This is a genomic window from Rhodonellum sp., assembly GCF_030656585.1.
Classification (GTDB): Bacteria; Bacteroidota; Bacteroidia; order Cytophagales; family Cyclobacteriaceae; genus Rhodonellum; species Rhodonellum psychrophilum.
Window position 1 is genome coordinate 1 of record NZ_JAUSPP010000007.1, and the last position, 18,252, is coordinate 18,252.

Annotated in this window: 15 protein-coding genes; 9 read left to right on the plus strand and 6 right to left on the minus strand. The window is 44.4% G+C overall.

The annotated features are described in order from the left end of the window. The 6 genes from Q7J63_RS00965 to Q7J63_RS00990 all read right to left on the minus strand — a co-directional run. Positions 1-7,207: Ig-like domain-containing protein (locus Q7J63_RS00965; protein WP_304883592.1), on the minus strand; the 7,207-nt coding region annotated here is incomplete at its 3' end. A 79-nt stretch (positions 7,208-7,286) separates the two neighbouring features. Beyond that, positions 7,287-8,426 carry an ABC transporter substrate-binding protein gene (locus Q7J63_RS00970; RefSeq protein WP_304883593.1) on the minus strand — a complete coding sequence of 380 codons (1,140 nt, stop codon included), beginning with the start codon at positions 8,424-8,426 and terminating at the stop codon, positions 7,287-7,289. Continuing rightward, the gene (locus Q7J63_RS00975) at positions 8,426-8,968 is read right to left on the minus strand and encodes a phage tail protein (RefSeq protein ID WP_304883594.1); all 543 of its coding nucleotides are present in this window, start codon (positions 8,966-8,968) and stop codon (positions 8,426-8,428) included. The genes Q7J63_RS00970 and Q7J63_RS00975 overlap by 1 nt, the downstream gene beginning before the upstream one ends. 5 nt (positions 8,969-8,973) lie before the next feature. Beyond that, positions 8,974-9,504, minus strand: a complete 531-nt coding sequence (locus Q7J63_RS00980) for a phage tail protein (RefSeq protein WP_304883595.1) — start codon at positions 9,502-9,504, stop codon at positions 8,974-8,976. 43 nt (positions 9,505-9,547) lie between these two features. Beyond that, positions 9,548-10,090 carry a phage tail protein gene (locus Q7J63_RS00985; RefSeq protein WP_139189907.1) on the minus strand — a complete coding sequence of 181 codons (543 nt, stop codon included), beginning with the start codon at positions 10,088-10,090 and terminating at the stop codon, positions 9,548-9,550. Positions 10,091-10,092: 2 nt separating this feature from the next. Continuing rightward, on the minus strand, positions 10,093-11,061 hold the full coding sequence (locus Q7J63_RS00990) for a hypothetical protein (RefSeq protein ID WP_304883596.1): 969 nt from the start codon (positions 11,059-11,061) through the stop codon (positions 10,093-10,095). An 821-nt stretch (positions 11,062-11,882) separates the two neighbouring features. Here Q7J63_RS00990 and Q7J63_RS00995 point away from each other — a divergent pair. The 9 genes from Q7J63_RS00995 to Q7J63_RS01035 all read left to right on the plus strand — a co-directional run bounded on the left by Q7J63_RS00995 (position 11,883) and on the right by Q7J63_RS01035 (position 18,129). After that, positions 11,883-12,317 carry an Rrf2 family transcriptional regulator gene (locus tag Q7J63_RS00995; RefSeq protein WP_304883597.1) on the plus strand — a complete coding sequence of 145 codons (435 nt, stop codon included), beginning with the start codon at positions 11,883-11,885 and terminating at the stop codon, positions 12,315-12,317. A gap of 38 nt (positions 12,318-12,355) precedes the next feature. Then, positions 12,356-14,215, plus strand: a complete 1,860-nt coding sequence (locus Q7J63_RS01000) for a cbb3-type cytochrome c oxidase subunit I (RefSeq protein ID WP_304883598.1) — start codon at positions 12,356-12,358, stop codon at positions 14,213-14,215. An 11-nt stretch (positions 14,216-14,226) separates the two neighbouring features. Continuing rightward, the gene (locus Q7J63_RS01005) at positions 14,227-15,231 is read left to right on the plus strand and encodes a cbb3-type cytochrome c oxidase subunit II (protein ID WP_304883599.1); all 1,005 of its coding nucleotides are present in this window, start codon (positions 14,227-14,229) and stop codon (positions 15,229-15,231) included. A gap of 5 nt (positions 15,232-15,236) precedes the next feature. After that, positions 15,237-15,470 carry a hexameric tyrosine-coordinated heme protein gene (locus Q7J63_RS01010; protein WP_304883600.1) on the plus strand — a complete coding sequence of 78 codons (234 nt, stop codon included), beginning with the start codon at positions 15,237-15,239 and terminating at the stop codon, positions 15,468-15,470. After that, positions 15,467-15,736, plus strand: coding sequence for a hypothetical protein (locus Q7J63_RS01015; RefSeq protein ID WP_304883601.1), 270 nt, complete (start codon positions 15,467-15,469; stop codon positions 15,734-15,736). Before Q7J63_RS01010 ends, Q7J63_RS01015 begins: the two co-directional genes overlap by 4 nt. Before the next feature lie 15 nt (positions 15,737-15,751). Beyond that, on the plus strand, positions 15,752-16,174 hold the full coding sequence (locus Q7J63_RS01020) for a cytochrome C (protein ID WP_304883602.1): 423 nt from the start codon (positions 15,752-15,754) through the stop codon (positions 16,172-16,174). After that, positions 16,174-16,569, plus strand: coding sequence for a group III truncated hemoglobin (locus Q7J63_RS01025; RefSeq protein WP_304883603.1), 396 nt, complete (start codon positions 16,174-16,176; stop codon positions 16,567-16,569). Before Q7J63_RS01020 ends, Q7J63_RS01025 begins: the two co-directional genes overlap by 1 nt. A gap of 541 nt (positions 16,570-17,110) precedes the next feature. Then, complete coding sequence (locus tag Q7J63_RS01030) at positions 17,111-17,623, plus strand: DinB family protein (protein ID WP_304883604.1); 513 nt, start codon at positions 17,111-17,113, stop codon at positions 17,621-17,623. A 299-nt stretch (positions 17,624-17,922) separates the two neighbouring features. After that, the gene (locus tag Q7J63_RS01035) at positions 17,923-18,129 is read left to right on the plus strand and encodes a hypothetical protein (RefSeq protein WP_304883605.1); all 207 of its coding nucleotides are present in this window, start codon (positions 17,923-17,925) and stop codon (positions 18,127-18,129) included. The last annotated feature ends 123 nt before the right edge of the window (positions 18,130-18,252 follow it).

The following is an 18,252-nucleotide window of genomic DNA, read 5'->3' on the forward strand; positions in this document are numbered from 1 at the left end:
ACCTGATGTCAAAATCCGAAGCCACAAAATCAATCGTATAGTTGGTACCAGCATCCAAGTTGCCTTGATTGATCGCGTAGTTGCCTACGTTTTCGCCGGAAGTTCTTCCAAGTGCTCCCGTCAGGATACTTGCATCGTCTCCGTTTTCAAAACCAGTGACCGCATAACTGAACGTAGGCTCAGCGGCTCCGTAAACCTTAGTCTGGTTCGCGTCTGCTGTGACCACCAAAGTTTTCAGCGTGATCGCAAAATCAGCTCCGGTGTAAGCAATCGTGTAATTGGTTCCTGCATCCAAGTTGCCTTGGTTGATCGCATAGTTCCCTACGCTTTCACCGGAAAACCTTGCGAGAGCTCCCGTCAGGATGCTCGCATCTTCACCCGCCACGAATCCTGAAGCTGAATAGGTGAATGTAGGATCTGAAGCTCCATAGACCTTTTGGAGAGTTTTATCAACTTGAATGGTAATGGTCGCAGGATTGACGAAAAAGTCTTCCGGGCTAAGAATCAGGGTATAATTCGGGCCTGCATCAAGGTTGCCCAAGGCAAAGGCATAGGCGCCCGCATCTTCTCCCGGCGCACGTGAAAGTAAACCTTGAATGCCACTGATATCGTCACCAGGATTAAATCCAGAAGCCGTGAAGGTGAATGAAGGTTCTGCCGATCCATAAACTTTGTTTTGATTGACCGTTGGGGTGATGGTTAACGGTGATGGCACATCGTTATCGGTAATGGTAACCGTGGCTTCAGCAGGAGAACCTACAGAAACCAGAGGATTGTTGGTCTCTACCAACCTGATGATCACCGTTTCATTGCCTTCTACATCGATATCGTCAATCACCGAAACGGGGATAATGACGCTGCTCGTATTGGCAGGGAAGACAAAAGAGCTTCCTATCGTGGTGTAATCTGTTCCATTGGTAGCTGTTCCACTCACCACGATGGTCACTGAAGTATTTGCCGCAAACAGATTGCTGGTCAACACTTCAAATTCCCCGTCAGTACCCGCTTCGTCAGCCTGGGTTATCGCGCTGATGGTTAAAATTGCCGGTAAAAGTTTTTCAACTGTGTCGCTTTCTTCGGCTCCTACATTTCCGGAAGGATCGGTGAGTGTAACAATAAGAGTCAATTCACCATCAGGAAGTGTACTCACATTTATGCCATCAATGAATTGATTGATATTACTTACTGTACCATTTCCTGTCACCGGGGTCCCTCCTCCACTGCTGCTGATAGAATAGGAATAAGTGGTGCCAATTTCTCCGTCAACCAAGTTGAAACTAAAATCATTCTGATTCACACCATTGATTCTATCCGGAACAATCGACACTGAATACCCGGTTGGATTAATGGTATCCACAGAATAATTATTGGAATTGGAAATTCCAGATCCCGTATTTCCTGCCAAATCCTGATAACCGGTATTGTCCAATGTGATCAGGTTAGTGGCATCTTCCACTCCGCTATCCGGAGTTAAAGTAGCTGTCCAGGTAATCCCTCCATCCGAAGTACTCAATCCGGAGAGGCTACCGTTTTGAATTGTGAAATCATCGAGCGCTAATCCATTTACTGCTTCGGTGAAAGTAATGGTGACAGGACTTGTCTCTCCCACACTCAACTGCGTATCCGAAACAACGATTGTGACGGTTGGTCGCCTTGTATCAATTGCGTAGTTGTTGGAAGTTGTTGTTCCTGTACCTGTATTTCCAGCTAGGTCAGCAACTCCCACATTAGCGAGTTCGATCACATTCGTCGCATCTTCCACTCCGCTTGATGGAGTTAAAGTAGTCGTCCAGGTAATCCCGCCATCAGCCGAACTCAATGCGCTAAGGAATCCATTGGAGACTGTCAAGTCAGCAGTGGTAAACCCTATCACCGCTTCACTGAAGGTGATGGTCACCTGAGTTGTCTCTCCCGAGATCAATTGGGTATCCGCTACGACCACACTTGCGGTTGGTCTTGAGGTGTCAATGGCGTAATTGTTGGAATCGGTAGAGCCGACACCTGTATTTCCAGCCATATCCACCACACCGGTTTTATCCAGGGTAATCAGATTGGTGGCATCTTGTACATTTGCATTTGGAGTGAAGATGGCCGACCAAGTACTTCCACCGTCAGCAGAGCTGAGTCCCGAAAGCGTCCCATTTGCCACGGTAAAGTCACCGGCGTCCAAGCCTGAAACCGCCTCATTGAAAGTGATCGTAACTGTGGTGCTTTCACCGACGGATAAGGCGGTGTCATTTATGACAATGTTTACGGTTGGCCTAATGCCATCAATCGATAAGGTTGAATTGGCCGAGAGTGAATTCACAGTGCCCGGTGCAGGCAATGTCAGCAATGCGTCCAAGGCCTCTGCATTCGTGATCTTTGCTCCGTTAAGCAACAAGGCTGCTGTTCCGGTATAATCCAGATCTGCGGTGCTATTTCCTTCTTGAACGGTGTACTGAAAAGTCAGGATATTGGTGCCGGATCCTGAAGTATATGCGGCCAAAGCGTCTGAGACACCTGTCTCCAAACTCAAAGTCGGAATACCCAAGTCGGTATCCACTGTGAGATTTTGGTCAAACCTGACCTGTATCGAAATCACCTCCCCGATTTTATAGAGCCCGTTGGTTGTAATTGAACTGACGGAAGTCACCACTGGATTGATTGCATTGACCGTAATCAAAATCATGTCTGAATCGGTCTGAGCACCTCCGGATCCATTTAATCCCAGATCACTGGTCGTGATTGTAATGCTCGCCAATCCATTGTAATTACTAGTTGGATAAAATGTCAGCGTGCTTATTGCTGTATTTATGTTGGCGATTGAGCCTCTGAAAGTCATGCTTCCATCAGCGGTTCCATCCCCGGTCGTAAAGGTCAGTCCTGTTACACCGGCTAAAGTCAGTACTCCATTGGTAGCGCTCAATGAAACCTCTACTGTACCACCCCCTGCATCAACATCGGAAATAGAGATCTGATTTGCCTTACTTAAACTAAAGATTAAAACAGCATTTTGATCGACTTGCTGATCACCTGGCACAGCATTAACAGGAGCATCGTTCACCGCTGTCACAGTTAAAGTCAGATTGACAGCATCAGTTTTCGCCCCTCCAGACCCACTGTTTCCATTGTCGTTTATTTCAATTTCCAAAGTGACATCTGTGGTACTGTTTAGGCTGGTAGTAAAGCTTAACTCACCATCTGCTATAAAGCTGTTGAGGTCTGCCACACTGCCCGTCAATTCCAAAGCACCTGTACCACTTCCGTCAACGGTTACACCTGAACCTGATTCAGCAACCAATATTCCACTGGCCACATTAAAAGTGACCAATACCGGATTGGACCCAGCATCCACATCGGTAAAGGCAATTCCTGTCAAGATCTGGGCTACATCTTCCAATACGGCTATAGTCAATGGTGCAGTGATGTCTGGTGCATCGTTCACTGCCGCGACGGTAAGGGTAAAGGAATCCGTGACCGTCTCTCCACCACTATCCTCAGCAATGACTTCCAAATTTATTACACCTGAATCAGCATTACCCGGGGTCCCGCTGAACGTTCGCGTTGCAGAATTAAAACTCAACCAAGTTGGAAGGGCTCCGCCCCCGGTCAACTGAACCGAATAAGTCAACACATCTCCAACATCAATATCATTGAAGGTATTGGCTGCAAATTGGAAGTTGAATGCGATATTTTCGGTAGCATTTTGATTGGGAATCGGATTGGCGACGGTCGGTGCGTCATTCACATTGGCGACTACGATATCAAAAGTGTCAGTTACTGTCCCGCCATTTCCATCATTGGCAATCACATCAATGCTGACTGTGCCGACATTGGCATTCAAAGGGGTGCCGCTGAATGTCCGTGTTATGGAATCAAAGCTTAGCCAAGCAGGCAAGGCCCCGCCACCGGAAAGTTGGGCGGAGTAGGTCAAAGTGGTACCCGCATCCACATCTGCGAAGGTGTTGTTGGCAAACTGGAAATTGAAGGCCGCTCCCTGTGTAGCGTTTTGGTTGGGAATCGGATTGGCTACGGTCGGTGCATCATTCACCGGAGTGATGTCAATTTGGATTTGACCTAAACTTACGTTAGTTCCTCCACCTGAGCCTGTATTTCCTCCATCATTTGCGGATACGGTCAGCGTAGCGGCGCCGACCCCATTGAGATTCAAAGCGGGATTATATGACACGTTGGTATTGGTACTGAGGTAACTTTCGATATTTGTCACCGTACCAACCAGATTTGCCACAGAAGTCCCGTTTCCGATAATGGAAATTATTCCTTGCGGATTCGCAAATCCCAAAGTCCCTGAACTGACAGTTAAGATCAGGGTTACATCATTTGATCCGGCATCTACATCGTTAAAAGTCCCTGCGGAAAGCGCATTGCTCAAGTAACTTGGAGAAACATCCTCCACTACGGTAATCGAAGCCGGCAATCCTATAAAGGTCGGGTCATCATTGATTCCAAGGATATCAAAAGTTGCCGAAGCCACCGCTGACGTGGATGTCCCATCATTGGCTGTAAAAGAAATTCCTCCCGCGTTGGTCCCAAAAAGATCCGGCGTAGGTGCAAATGTGGCAGCAGCCAATGCGGTATTGATTTCTGCCAGCGTCCCGGAGGCTGTAAAATTAGCAGAACCGTTACCGGAATCTCCAAAAGTGATTCCGTCAGTTCCCAGTGAAAGTACTCCACCGGTAATGGTAAAACTCAACGTTTGATTGTCTCCTTCTCCATCGCTTACACTCATCCCTGAAATCAAAACAGGAGCAGTGTCTTCCTCCACTGTTGGAGATATTGGCGGAGTGGCTGTTGGCGTCTGGTTTACATTTGAAACCAATATAGAATTTCCACTCAGATCAGCAATAACTACCGCAGGATTCGTCCCGGCTGACCAATCTTCCGCGGCTGCCAAGTTGTAGGTGGTGGCATCAATAGCACTTAAGCCATTTTTATTCAAAATCGGCTTAATCGCTGCCTGATCTGTGGCTGATAAATTCAAGGTGAAGGAGGTTCCGTTGGTGATTTCAGCATTCTGCGTATCCGTGAAGGTGTACGTTGTTCCTCCTTCCCCAGTTAATGCAAAACGAGTGGCCACAATATCGTTGGATGCGCCGGCAGCCTTCACAAACCAACTTCCAGTTACAACTAATGAACCTGTAGACCAATTGTAAGTGGCAGAGGTAATGCTTGGGACAAGTACATTGAAAACAGAAACTCCATTTCCAGTCAAGTCACTCATGTCGTTGGAGAGTTCCGCCGCAGTCAGCCAGTTGTCTGCAGCAGCAAGATTATAGGTGGTGCCCCCTGTGGAGGCCATCCCATTCTTGTTGAAAATGGTCCCAAGGCTGAGACGATCTGTAGGAGACAAAGTCAGTGTGAATGAAGTCCGCGAGGTAATTTCCGAACCAAAAGTATCCGTCAACGTGTAGATCTCCCCTCCTTCACCAACCAGGGTGAGTTTTGAAGCATCCACATCCGCACCGGTTGAATTACTCAAAAAGTCTGTTCCAGTTACAACGAGCGCCCCAGTATCTCCATGGTATGTAGCAGATGTAATTGTCGGGGTAGGTGCTTCCTTGGTTGCAGTGGCTGTTACCGCTTGGCCAACATTGTTATAGGGATCTGTCAAAGTGAGAGAAAGCGTAATTGTTCCCTTTGCCAATCCTTTGATGTCAATCCCGGTAAATTGTTGATTTGCCGATGTGATTGTGCCTGAACCGGTGACTGGTGTTCCTCCTCCCGAACTGGTGAATGAATAATTTAGAGTTGCCCCGATTTCTGCACCTGCAATCGTAAAGCTGACAGCCGATGCGTTTGATTCATTGATCAGATTTTGGTCGATGCTGACCGAATATCCGGCCGGAGGAGTCTTATCGACTATGATTCCGACATTCGCAGCAGCGGAGGTCGAGGACAATGTATAATTCCCTGCATCCGAACCCGTGATGGAAAGTCCCGTCACAGTCACCTGAATTCCGGTTCCCGGCAAAGCTGAAGCATAACTTCCAGCCCCAGGATTGAGTACAGAAACATCATCAATGCCAATTAGACCCGTCAACTCCAGATTTTCATTCGCAATACTTGCTTGGGTAGTTCCATCTCTTTCTTTCTCAATTGTACCGATTAGATTTACAGTCAGAGATTTTCGGTTAACGGAGAGCTGAATGTGATTTGAAATTGCTTCATTCCCGCATGCATCCATGGCTACTACACGATAGCGGTAGCTGTTGTGGGAAACGGGTGGCTTAGTGATCACCAAAGTTGAGGTGGCTGTACCTGAGTAAATTCCAGCATTGGTCAAAGCAACGTAATCAGTCCCCTCATTTGAACTTACCTGCCATTGGTAGGAGCCGATAGTTCTGCTATCGATTTTTGTAACTGTAAACTGAGTATTTCCTCCGTAAGTGATTGTATTGACCCCTGTTGGATTGTTTAAAAAATTAAAAGGTGTAATGACAAAATTCAGTGCTTTTGGCAACTGAAATCCCGATGGAACAGCATCTGGTTGATACGAATCCTCAAAAACCCAATTTGTATTTTGATTGAATACTGCAACTATGTTTGAAAAAAGTCCACTAAAACTATTAGATGAGATGACCGCATTGCTAAACCCATTGTCTATACTGCTTACCAAGCTTACATTTTGCACATTCGCAGCATTAAGAGCTACTGGTAAGAATGATTCGGAGGAAGTCAGCCTATCGGCCAGAAGGCTGGTCCAACTTTGGTTCAAGTTGATTCCTGCAATAAAAGTGGGACTGTTCACAGTACCTGTGAAAGCAAAAAGCTGATCCCCTGAAATACCGAGATCCAAATAGAGATCAGGGTTATTTGGTGTAGCTCTGACTCCTGAAACCGTACCCAAAGTGGCGGCAAGTGCATATTTAGCATCTATTGTAATCTGAGTACCTGCTTCCACCCCACCCACCGGTGCGGTCCACTTGATGATTCCGTCGGTTAGGGCTTTAGTGGTACTTTGAAATGAGTTGGAAGTAGTCCAGCCCAGGTCCGTGAAATAGATCTCAAAATTTTCACTCACGTCCTGAAGGAGGACGAAACTGAAGCGATCATTTCCACTCGTGCCATCCACTCCATCATCATCGAGATTGACTCCCGAGAAAACCAGGTTCCCTGGAAACAGGATACATTGGGCATAAAGAGAATTGATTCCCAAAAAGAAGAAAGCAAGAAAAATCCCTAGACTTTTGAACACATTTTTCATATCGTATGGCTGAAGACCCTAAAAACTGCTTCCTGGATGGAGATGATTTGAAAGACCGTTACTGATAAAATTCACTTTTTTAAGAGCAGAGGTAGGTATTGAACCAACCCACTTGTGGGGGATTCGGCCGAGTCTCCATAAATTGCTCCCATTCTTTCAATACTTCCTCAAGTTCGATTTTTGAGACGTTGAGGTGTTTTCCTTGAAGTTGGACCTGATACTGGACACCGATAAAATGCCCTGTTTTCAAATGAAACTTCATCACTCCCCTACTTCCTGAAATCGTTGTTTTTTGAAGTTGCTGTGCCTTCTCCTGCCAGTCAGCCCCTGATGCTGAGGCAAGCTGCTGCAGCACTTCTCCGGCATCCCATCCCAAATATGAAAAAGGGGAAACCTCCCGCCTCGCATCATTTTTGAAAAAGTCATGAAGGGGTTGAAACCTCTTGTTTTTCCACTCGGGACTGAGGGAAGTACAAGCGAAAATTTCCGGCAGGGACATTTTTTGATCCAGTTCGGATCCGATGAGTTCATGAAGCATCGCGGCACTGCAAACCAAAGTTGCTTGCGTGTGGGAACCTTCTATTGCTTTGAGAAAAAGCGGCAAAATATTTCCCGTATAGATCGCATAAATCAACATTGGTTCCTGATTCCCTTCCAAAAAATCTTGTAATGGCTTGGGATCAAATTCTGTTTCAAGATGCTTGGACACAAAAGTGAACACGATTTCTCCACCAGCATTTTCTTGCCCAAGATAAAAGGCGTCCCCAATGCCGTATCCTCCATCGTAAAAGTTGGTAGCATTGATTCCTTTGGAAATCCCCAATCCAGAAACTGCATGCGTTGCTGCCAATTTTGCCGAAAGCATTTCTCCCATTGTGAGAAACACAACATAGTCAGGAGCCTGCCAATCGATTGGGTATTTTGCTCCGGGATTAACCACGAGAATGGTCCGGCGAAACTGGGCTGCCAAAGGGAAGATTTTGTCAACTATGGGATGCTCCGCAAAAACCACCAAAACGTCCACATTTTTTTCCAAAAACATCCGCTCCGCTTCAGAATACATCCCATCCCCATCAATTCCAAAACCGATATTTGCGGTGTAAATCGATGGATTAAAAGTGGTATGGTATGCGAAAAATGCTTTTATCCCGAAAAAGAAATCATATCCAATCTCGGGATGTGTGCTGGATTTGGGAAGAAGAATTCCAATATTTTCCATTAGGACGGGGAAGGAAAAACACCAAAGAGACTGATGATGAAATTCACTGCAAGGTAGGGTTGCAAATTAGTATGCGGCTGACCGCCTCCTAAGGGAACCAGAATAGACGAATTCCCCAATCCCTGATTGGCCATATTCACGTTCTCTATGGTCGTTTTGCTGTAAAGATTTATTCCCGGTGATATGGCCGGATAGTTTCCCGCTGGATCGGCAGAATTCCCTGCGATGGACCCTAATGCTACTACGCTGGGCCCTTTCAATGTATGGGTATGTTGAGGAATTTGATTGACTGTTAGTGTGATTTCTTCTGCCCCTCCAGTTTCCGCCAGGATAAAACCATTCCCTTGGTGGATAGGTGTTCTGCCTCGAAGATCAGGAAGAGCAAAAGTTGATTGCCCGTCACCTCCATAGGTTGTTCCAATGAGTGCAAATAAGGTTTCATTTTCAGAAATAGACAATATTTGCCCTGCACAAAACATCCACCCCTGAGGCGGAAAGTTTCCGGCAAAAATGCAAATTTGTCCTATGTATGCTTGAGACATGGTGTTTAGGTTCTTGGTGGAAAAACTCCCTGAAGAGCGATGCAATAATAAACAAATAAGGTTGGCTGCATATTGTTGTGAGGTTGCCCCCCACCAGCAGGATTTGAACTGATTTGAGAATTGAAAGAACCCAAATTTCCATCTGTGGTGGATGAATACAATGCTGCTGGTTTACCATTTATCTGGTCTCCAACTTCAAAAGTCGCAGGATAAGCATTGAGTGGACTATCTGTATCCGCTGTACCTCCAACTGGAATATTAATATCAACATTGTGACTATGATTTGGGATTTCACTTTCAAGTAGAGTAACTGAAGCCTGGCCTCCCATCTCTCCTAAATCATGCAATGAAAGTCCCGGACCTTGTCCGGGATGCATCGGTAACCGGCCTTTAAGGTCAGGTAATGCAAAATTGGAAAAACCATTTCCCCCATAGGTAGTACCCAATAGAGCAAATAAAGCTGTGTTTTGAGATAAGGACAATAATTGACCATCACACCATGCCCAGCCTTTTGGGGCAAAATTGAAGGGAAACATGCATATTTCCGCAACAAACTGATTTGTACCACTCATATTTTAATCAATTTGGAGATGGGAAAATACCCTGAAGGGCAATACAATAATTAAGGGTTAAAAAAGGCATCATATTCAAATGTGCTTGGCTACCTCCAGCGATACCAGAGGCCTTCGAACTTGCAATTTGATCCGAAAGTCCTTCGTCAAATTTTTCCCCAAAACGATTAGGAAAATTGCTGTTGCCAGCAAAAACACGACCCTCCGGATCTCCAGAATCAGCTGAAGAAGATGCGCTGATATTCAAAATTGAACTTCCTGATTTGTTCGATTCATGGAGATGTGTTGGGATTTCAGAAATACTTAATGTATGCGCTTGCGCCCCAACTCTCTCACCTAATGTAAAACCATCTCCTACGTGTGCCAAAGCTCTCCCCCGTAGATCTGGTAAAGCAAAATTCACTCGACCATCACCACCAAAACTGGTCCCCAACAAGGAAAACAAGGCTTGATTTTGGTTGATGGGAAGCAATTGCCCATTGCATTGTGCAAATCCTCTAGGCGCAAAATTGAACGAAAAAAGCATTATCTCAGACAGAAATGGTTCCATGCTTATATTGATTGAGTTGATATTTCATGAATGATTGAAGTGGCTTGGGTCTGGTTTTTCGGCCCTGGAATTCTGGAATGATTGGCGACCATACATTTGGCGTATTTTGGTGTGAAAGTGACTGAAAAGTCACCCAGGTATTTTCCCGAATCCATCACGGTACTGATCAAGACATCTTCGCCGGATCGATCCTTGATCAAATTCAATCCCGGTCTGGTGCTGGTCGTATTGGCGGATAAAATGAAATCAATGTGTTCGGCTTTTTCTGCCAACCTGTCAATCGAAGGGTTTTGGATATCGGGATTTGAATCAAAATTGACAAGGCATACCACCATGTCGCAGGAATGGAAGCTTTTCAGCAATTCCGACTCCCTTAGCGCTGACTTGATTGGGTTCCTGACTTTTTTTGGAAGGGAACCAAACTCATCAGCTACGGCAATCACCCCCATTTTGTATTTGCCAAAATTAACAATGAGGTGCTTGTTGATCACCTGATCGAGTTCAGGATTGATAAATCGATAATTGGTATTGACGAGTGAAAAAGTTGCCTTTTTGGCCAATTCCAGAAGCTGATCCTCCGACAGATCCAGTTCGGTCTTTCCCAGTCCGGCCAAGTGAAGGCCATAATTGGAAAGATTTTTGACAAATTCCAGGTTATCGGAAAAAGACTGGCTTGGATCCAAAAAGTCCCCCGCATCGATTTTCAAACCATTGAAAGTGGCTTCAGCCAAACTTTCAGCGATATCATTTAGCCCTCCGAATTGTCCTTTCAAGGTTGGCCCTGATTGCCCCTTCAATCCCGCAGTATGTACAAATCGAAGCTCTCCCAAATTATTGGCTAATTCGATGGACTTCTTTGATTTGCCAAAAGCATTTGCCACGGGAGCGAGAAAGGCAAGACCGCCCAGGAGTGAACTGGACTTTAGGAAATGACGGCGGGATTTTCCCTCAGAAAATATTTTTTTGAGCATATACTATAAATGTAAAAGATCCGTTAGTAATTTTTTGCGGGAATTTTAATAAAGCAATTGAGGATTTTTTAAAATCGATGAGATTCTATTTGGACCAACCAAACAACTAAAAAAATAATTATTTTTTTAAATATAGATTTTAAAAGTTTTTATAAAGATTAATTTGCATTTTAAATTTTATTAATAGAAGTATTTTGGGGGTAAAAGCTTTTTTTTTGCATTAAAATTAATGACTAAAAAGTCTCAAGGGTTTAAAATTCGATCAAAAAATCTCAAACTACATATTTTATAAACGGTCAAATATTGATTTATAGGGAACAATAACTTAAAAATGGCCAAGAAATTTCTATCTAGTTGTTATTTGATTTATACATATTGACATGGCCATTCCAATTTATTTGACATTAAATCCGAAATATACATTCCGTTTCCAGATGGGCTTGAAACTGCAAGAAAACCAGACTTTTTGAAGCATAGGGTATCGTACCGCTGGGGAGAAGTCAAAAACAGCTTCAAAGACTGATTATTACCCAATTTCAGAATGGAATTGTGTTGCCAATGCATAACCCTGGTCAAACCAATCCACACAGGAGCAAAATGAACCTCCAAACAAGTCTGTATTAAAATACCCATATGCTTCATTTGAGTGCGGAAAACAGTAGGGATAATGCATCAACTCCTGATCAAGCAAAGTCAGAGGGAGTTTTTACCCCTACTCCACCTGGGGATCTATTCAGATCCAAGGAGGAAATATTTATTTGCGATAAGTTTGTCGCAATTGCAAATTCCCATTACATTTGTCAAAATAACTGATCTATCTCATGTTTTCCAAGTCCTGTGAATACGGTATCAAAGCCATCATCTACATCGCCACCAGATCATTGGAGGGAGAAAGGGTTAAAATCGGTGAGGTAAGCTCGGGCATCAATGCCCCTGAGGCCTTTACCGCCAAAATTCTGACTTTTCTGATCAAACAAAAAATACTGGAATCCAAAACAGGACCTTTCGGCGGATTTTTTATTGACAATAAAAAGATGACGGAAATCAATGTGAGTGATATCGTTTTCGCCATTGATGGCGATAATTTATACAAAGGTTGCGGTCTCGGTCTTAAGGCATGCAACAGCAAACAGCCCTGCCCAATGCACGACAAATTCATCAAAATAAGGGAGGACCTTAGAAAGATGCTTGAAACAACCTCTATTCTTGATTTGACTACCGGTCTTAAATCAGGAAAAACCATTCTGACCCGATAAAAAAAAATTTAGTCTTATTTCCGATAATTTTATCCAAAATGAAAAACATTAAATTTTACATTGGCCTACTCTTCCTGATCGCCATTTTCCCAAAGGAGGTATTGGCCCAACCTACCCCAAACCCTGACACAGCCAACTGGATGACTAGTCCAGGCATTGTCGGTACGATTCTGCTCATCGTAATCGTACTTGTCATAGCCATATTCATCCTTACGGTGAAGGCTTCAGGTTATTTCGCACAGCTTCAAAAAAGTGGCGAGCGAAGCAAAAAGAATGAATTTAATGAACGTCTTCTGGAAATGGATGAAGCGGAGATTGGCACAATCCTGGAAAAACGCAGGAAAGCAGTTTCTTACCAATTGACCAGTAGTGAACTTGGAAGTGATCTTGAAGTGGAGGACAGCAGGGGTATCATTGCCGGCGTAACCCATGAGCCAAACAATCCGCTGGTGGATGAAAAGAAAAAGTCTCCCATCACTTTAGACACACCACTCCCATTAAAAAAAATCATCACCTGGTATATAGGTGCCTCGGTGTTTTGGCTCGTTTTCGGTACCCTGATCGGTCAATATCTTGGGATGAAATTTGTTTGGCCAGAAATGGATTCCATTTCCTGGCTTTCCTTTGGAAGGTTGAGGCCTGTCCATACCAATGCCGTATTTTGGGGTTGGGCCTCCCTCACCATGATCGGCCTGGGTCATTTTGTGATCACGAGAACTTCCAACAACACCTTATACAGTTATAAACTCGCCTGGTGGGCGTGGTGGCTGATGAACGCCAGTGTAGCCATTGGGACCTTGTTTTTGATGTCAGGGATCAACAACGGCGGTGGTGAATACCGGGAATATATCTGGCCTGTGGCACTCCTTTTTGCCATTGGCATGGTCATCACCTTTTATAATTTCTACCAAACTGTCGCCCACAGGAAAATAGAGGAAATCTACATTTCCAACTGGTACTTGCTTGGAGGATTGGGCTGGACCATTATTCTGGTTGTCATCGGCTATCTGCCCATGTACCAGGATGGATTGGGAGAAACTGTCATCCAGGGGTACTACATGCATCAGGGAGTCGGGATGTGGTTCATGACTTTCACATTGGGTTTGATCTACTATTACCTCCCCTCCTCTCTCAACAAGCCCATTTATTCCTATTCCTTGGGCGTATTGGCTTTTTGGACCCAGATGCTGTTTTATACGCTGATCGGCACCCACCATTTCGTATTCAGCCCCTTGCCTTGGTGGTTGCAAACAGTCGCCATTGTCTTCAGTGCAGGCATGCTGATTCCAGTAGTTGCCGGGACAACCAATTTCCTAATGACCATGCGGGGAAGCTGGAATGAAATAACCAAAAGTTATGTCCTGCCTTTCTTTCTGGTTGGAGTGGTATTCTACTTTGTGGGATCTGCTCAGGGGAGCCTGCAAGCCTTCAGGTTTACCAATTTCATCTGGCATTTTACGGATTTCAATGTGGCACATTCCCACATGACCATGTATGGCATCATCACCTTTATGCTTTGGGCCTGCGTGTATGCGATTCTTCCCAAAATAACAGGACGGGAACCCAGGCAAATATTTGTGGGGATGCATTTCTGGATGGCATTTATAGGCCTTTTTGCCTACATGGTCTCACTGATGGTGGGTGGATCCATGAAGGGACTGAGTTGGATAGAAGGTGAACCCTTCATTCAATCCGTGATACTGATGCAGCCTTTCTGGCTTTGGAGAGCCATTGGCGGTACGTTGATGTTTATTTCCCATCTTCTCTTTGCCTACAATTTCTATGACATGACAAGAGGTCTAAAAAAGATCCCAAAGAGTCCTGATCAAAAAAATCCCGCTCCGGCAGACGCTGGCAGGAATCGTTTGCGCACAAAAAATGAAATCACAACCAACTAAACGAATCAGACATGTTAGATTTTCATAAAAACCACAAACTTCTTGTCGGAACAGCGCTATTCGGGTTTTTGGTGCTGAGTATTTTGGTTGCCCTGATTCCTGCTTTTCAAATCCAGCAAACCCAACCTCTCCCCACCATAGAAGCATTTTCGGAGGAAGAATTAAAAGGCTTGCGCATTTATGTGGAGGAAAACTGCATGTCCTGCCATACGCAACAGGTGAGAAATATTGAAATGGACAATACCTGGGGAAACCGACCTTCCATCCCCTCGGATTATTATTACAGCAAGCAAAGACAGGATGTTTGGAGACAGTCTCCATCCTTGTTGGGGAGTGAAAGGACCGGCCCCGATCTTACCGATGTGGGAAAAAGGCAGCCTGGGAAGGAATGGCATTTACTCCACCTGTACAATCCCCGGATTGTGGTCAAGGAATCCATCATGCCTTCCTACCCCTGGCTTTTTGAGTTGAAAGAGGAATCAAAAATCAAGGAGTCTGATTACTTGGTTCCCGTTCCCCGGAAATTCATAAATTCTTCCACCAAAAAAGTGGTTGCCTCCCAAAAAGCCCTGGATCTGGTGTCTTACCTGCAATCCTTAAAGCAGGCAGAAATGCCAAAAAATCCCACTGTCAGTTTCATTCCTTCTTCCAAAGAAAACAAACCAACAGCCAATGCTGGTGAGGCGGTACTTCCGGATGGGCAGAAATTGTACATGAACAATTGTGCCGCCTGCCATCAGGCTGATGGAAGCGGATTGCCCGGAGCCTTTCCTGCCTTGGCCGGTAGTGCCATCATCAATGATGAAAACCCGGAAACTTTGATCAGAATCATTATGGAGGGCTATGATGCCCGACCTGAATATGGAGTAATGTCCGGCTTTGAGGAGATCCTTTCTGATGAGGAAATTGCAGCCATCTCCAACCATGAACGCTCAAGTTGGGGGAACAATGCCGTGGCTGTTACTCCCGATAAGGTCAAGCAGATCAGAGTATTTGTCAAATCACTTCAACAATAAACAGTATGGAAACCAAAGAAATTTATCTGGAAACATTGATAACCGCCTCTCCACAGGAAGGGCGTGAACTGGCCATCAAACTTGCCAGGAAATCCATTGCTGCCATCCAGCCGGACAGCGAAATCCGCAAAGGGCTCAGAAAAGATTATGCTGAGGACACGGCACAGCTGATTGCTTCCTCGCAGGTAATTGCCACGGAATTTCAGACGATTGCCATGGCCAATAATTTCTGGAAATGATGCGGACACATTTGAAAACCATCCTGATCACCATCGCCCTTTTCGGGTATGCCTCGGTAAGTTTTGCCTGTGAAGTCTGTAAAGCCAATCAGCCCAAAATGCTTGAAAACATCACACATGGGCAAGGTCCTCAGGGAAATGTCGATTATCTGATTACCTGGTCAGCTGCTGTTTTGGTTGTCTTCACCTTGATCTTCAGCATCAAGTACCTTGTCAAGCCCAAAGAGGATACCCCTGGACATATCAAAAACATCGTCTTGGAATAAAAAATATTTGAATTTATGGAAGATAACAGAACAATTAAAATATTTCTGGATACGGATCCGAAACCATTTGCGGAGTTTGCCCCTCCTGTGAAATTTGTTTTGGACACGACAAAAATCCCTGATGGGAAACATATCCTGAAGATTCTTGCCAAATCCACTTCAGGCAAGGAAGGCATAAAAACAATTTCCTTCGAAGTGAGAAATGGGCCGGACATCTCTGTTTTGGGTATAAAAGAAGGAGAAGTGGTCAATCAACAGATTCCCATCACTGTGAATTCCTATGGCAGTGAGCGCAATGACTTCTTTATGATCAGAGGCTCCGAAACGCCTAAGGCCATTCCTGCATGGGTTTGGGCACTTGTGATCTCTTTTATAGGCTTTGCGGTTTTTTATTTCATCATGTTCTGGAATTCCGAACTGTATACCTCCTATTTCTGATGGTGACAAAAAAAGACATTACCTCCCTTGAGGATATCAAATCGATGGTAGACAATTTCTATGGAGAAGTCCGGAAGGACGCAATGCTCAGGGATATTTTCAATGATAAAATCCAGGAGAGATGGCCAGAACATCTCGAGAAGATGTACAGCTTCTGGCAAACGGTTTTGCTGGAAGAGCATACTTACTACGGAAGCCCCTTTGTCCCCCATACCAAGTTGGCCGTAGAAAAAGAACATTTTGACCGGTGGATTCAACTTTTCTGCAAAACTATAGATGAACAGTTTTGCGGAGAAAAAGCAGAAAAGGCAAAATGGCAAGGAGAAAGAATGGCAGAAATGTTTCACGCTAAAATCAAGTATTATCAAAATAATTCTTTGCGGCCGATTCTATAAAATATGGAAATAATATTCGGCAGAGGATAAGGCGGATGACGCCTGCTGCTGTCTCCTTCCTTCAAAAAATAACGGTAATGATTTAACCCGAATTCCAAGACTTGGAAAAAGTGACGTGAAGCATCTAACTTGATTTAGTTAGATGGAAATATGCAATAGGTTTCCAAATGTGGTTGAAACTAAGAGAAAATCAGACTATTGGGAGAATAATTCCCGACACCAATAGAGTGAAGTCAAAAATAATCAACACCTAATGGATTATCAGTAAATTACATTATTGAATTGAGTTCATAATGCACAAAACGGGTTTAATAAAAAAAGAAACCATGGGTATCTTAGACCAACTTGTCAAACATTAAAACCGAAGTCTGGAATAGGCTTCCTGATAAGGCTTTAACTGCGAAAAAATCAGATTAATTGGAGAATAACGCAGTTTTTTGATTTGGCGAGGTCAAAATTTGGAAACAATTGAAGATTATTAAGCAATTTCAGGTCGGAATAGAATTGCGAATACGTAAAACAGGTTTTTAAGAATCAGACGATGAAAAAACAACCAGAAGTATGGTTTAGAGGCAATATTGAAGGCTATCCGCGGCTATTGCAGCCCGTGGTCCACGCCATCTTGCAAGCCCAAGAGGAAATACATGAACTGATAAGAGAATTTCCTTCTGACCTGCTCTGGGAAAAACCCTTCGGCATGGCCAGTGTCGCCTTTCACCTGCAACATATCCCAGGTGTAATGGACCGCATGGCCACTTATGCAAAAGGGGAAACATTAAGCGGTCAACAATTGGGTTATTTACAAAAAGAAGGGAAACCAGATTTAAAATTCTCCTCCCAAATGTTATTGAGGGATTTAGATCTTCAGATTGTTGAATTCCTCCATTTAATCGCACAAATAAATACCGATACCTTGACCGATCCGCGAGGTGTAGGTAGGGCCCAACTACCGTCTACCGTAGGTGGATTGTTGTTTCATGCGGCCGAACATGCCCAAAGACATTTGGGGCAATTGCTTGTCACTGTGCGGATTTTGACCCATGAAGCGCAGTAAATCATCCCGCAACGGAGGTATCTTGACCTTCATTTGTATATTTCCATCGTTCAAAATGCAGCAGAACTTTCAAGAGCACAAGGTTTGGCTATTTGCCAGATTGTCTTCCCGCACGGAGACTGGATGAGCTTCATCTTTTCCCTCAATCCCTCTTCCTCAAGTTTTGCTTTTCATTTGTCATGCCCTTTCCAAGCGATACATTCCTGATGATAAGGCGTATGCAGCCACCACTTCCAATAGGTGTTTTTTAATGTCAGTCCTGTTCCGTTTCCGGTTATCAATGAGGATCCACGCAAAAAATGCGGACTTCCGGCCACATGTCAAGGAACGGCTTTGCCTTGTCCAAAAAACAGGGTTTTCCTAAAGGGATCCTTCCCCGATTTTTTTATCAGCCCTTGTCTTTTGTGGCCAATATCCCCTTTCTCCATCAGTGGGGAAAATGGCGGAAAAATGACCATTGGGATTTGGATGCCTTCATCACTTTACCACGACTTGAATTTGGATGAAACCTCCCAATTCAAGTCTTTGTCCAGTTGCCTGTTTCAAATCAAAATACCACTTGCGAAACTTGAAAACGACATATTTTTTTACCTGAGCACAAAGTTCTGGCTGCTCAAGCGCTCAGCACT

Excerpts from the sequence above, each read along its gene's own strand:
- Q7J63_RS00970 (WP_304883593.1), bottom strand. The coding sequence starts at position 8,426 with ATGGAAAATATTGGAATTCTTCTTCCCAAATCCAGCACACATCCCGAG.
- Q7J63_RS00975 (WP_304883594.1), bottom strand. The coding sequence starts at position 8,968 with ATGTCTCAAGCATACATAGGACAAATTTGCATTTTTGCCGGAAACTTT.
- Q7J63_RS00980 (WP_304883595.1), bottom strand. The coding sequence starts at position 9,504 with ATGTTTCCCTTCAATTTTGCCCCAAAAGGCTGGGCATGGTGTGATGGT.
- Q7J63_RS00985 (WP_139189907.1), bottom strand. The coding sequence starts at position 10,090 with ATGGAACCATTTCTGTCTGAGATAATGCTTTTTTCGTTCAATTTTGCG.
- Q7J63_RS00990 (WP_304883596.1), bottom strand. The coding sequence starts at position 11,061 with ATGCTCAAAAAAATATTTTCTGAGGGAAAATCCCGCCGTCATTTCCTA.
- Q7J63_RS00995 (WP_304883597.1), top strand. The coding sequence starts at position 11,883 with ATGTTTTCCAAGTCCTGTGAATACGGTATCAAAGCCATCATCTACATC.
- Q7J63_RS01000 (WP_304883598.1), top strand. The coding sequence starts at position 12,356 with ATGAAAAACATTAAATTTTACATTGGCCTACTCTTCCTGATCGCCATT.
- Q7J63_RS01005 (WP_304883599.1), top strand. The coding sequence starts at position 14,227 with ATGTTAGATTTTCATAAAAACCACAAACTTCTTGTCGGAACAGCGCTA.
- Q7J63_RS01010 (WP_304883600.1), top strand. The coding sequence starts at position 15,237 with ATGGAAACCAAAGAAATTTATCTGGAAACATTGATAACCGCCTCTCCA.
- Q7J63_RS01015 (WP_304883601.1), top strand. The coding sequence starts at position 15,467 with ATGATGCGGACACATTTGAAAACCATCCTGATCACCATCGCCCTTTTC.
- Q7J63_RS01020 (WP_304883602.1), top strand. The coding sequence starts at position 15,752 with ATGGAAGATAACAGAACAATTAAAATATTTCTGGATACGGATCCGAAA.
- Q7J63_RS01025 (WP_304883603.1), top strand. The coding sequence starts at position 16,174 with ATGGTGACAAAAAAAGACATTACCTCCCTTGAGGATATCAAATCGATG.
- Q7J63_RS01030 (WP_304883604.1), top strand. The coding sequence starts at position 17,111 with ATGAAAAAACAACCAGAAGTATGGTTTAGAGGCAATATTGAAGGCTAT.
- Q7J63_RS01035 (WP_304883605.1), top strand. The coding sequence starts at position 17,923 with ATGCGGACTTCCGGCCACATGTCAAGGAACGGCTTTGCCTTGTCCAAA.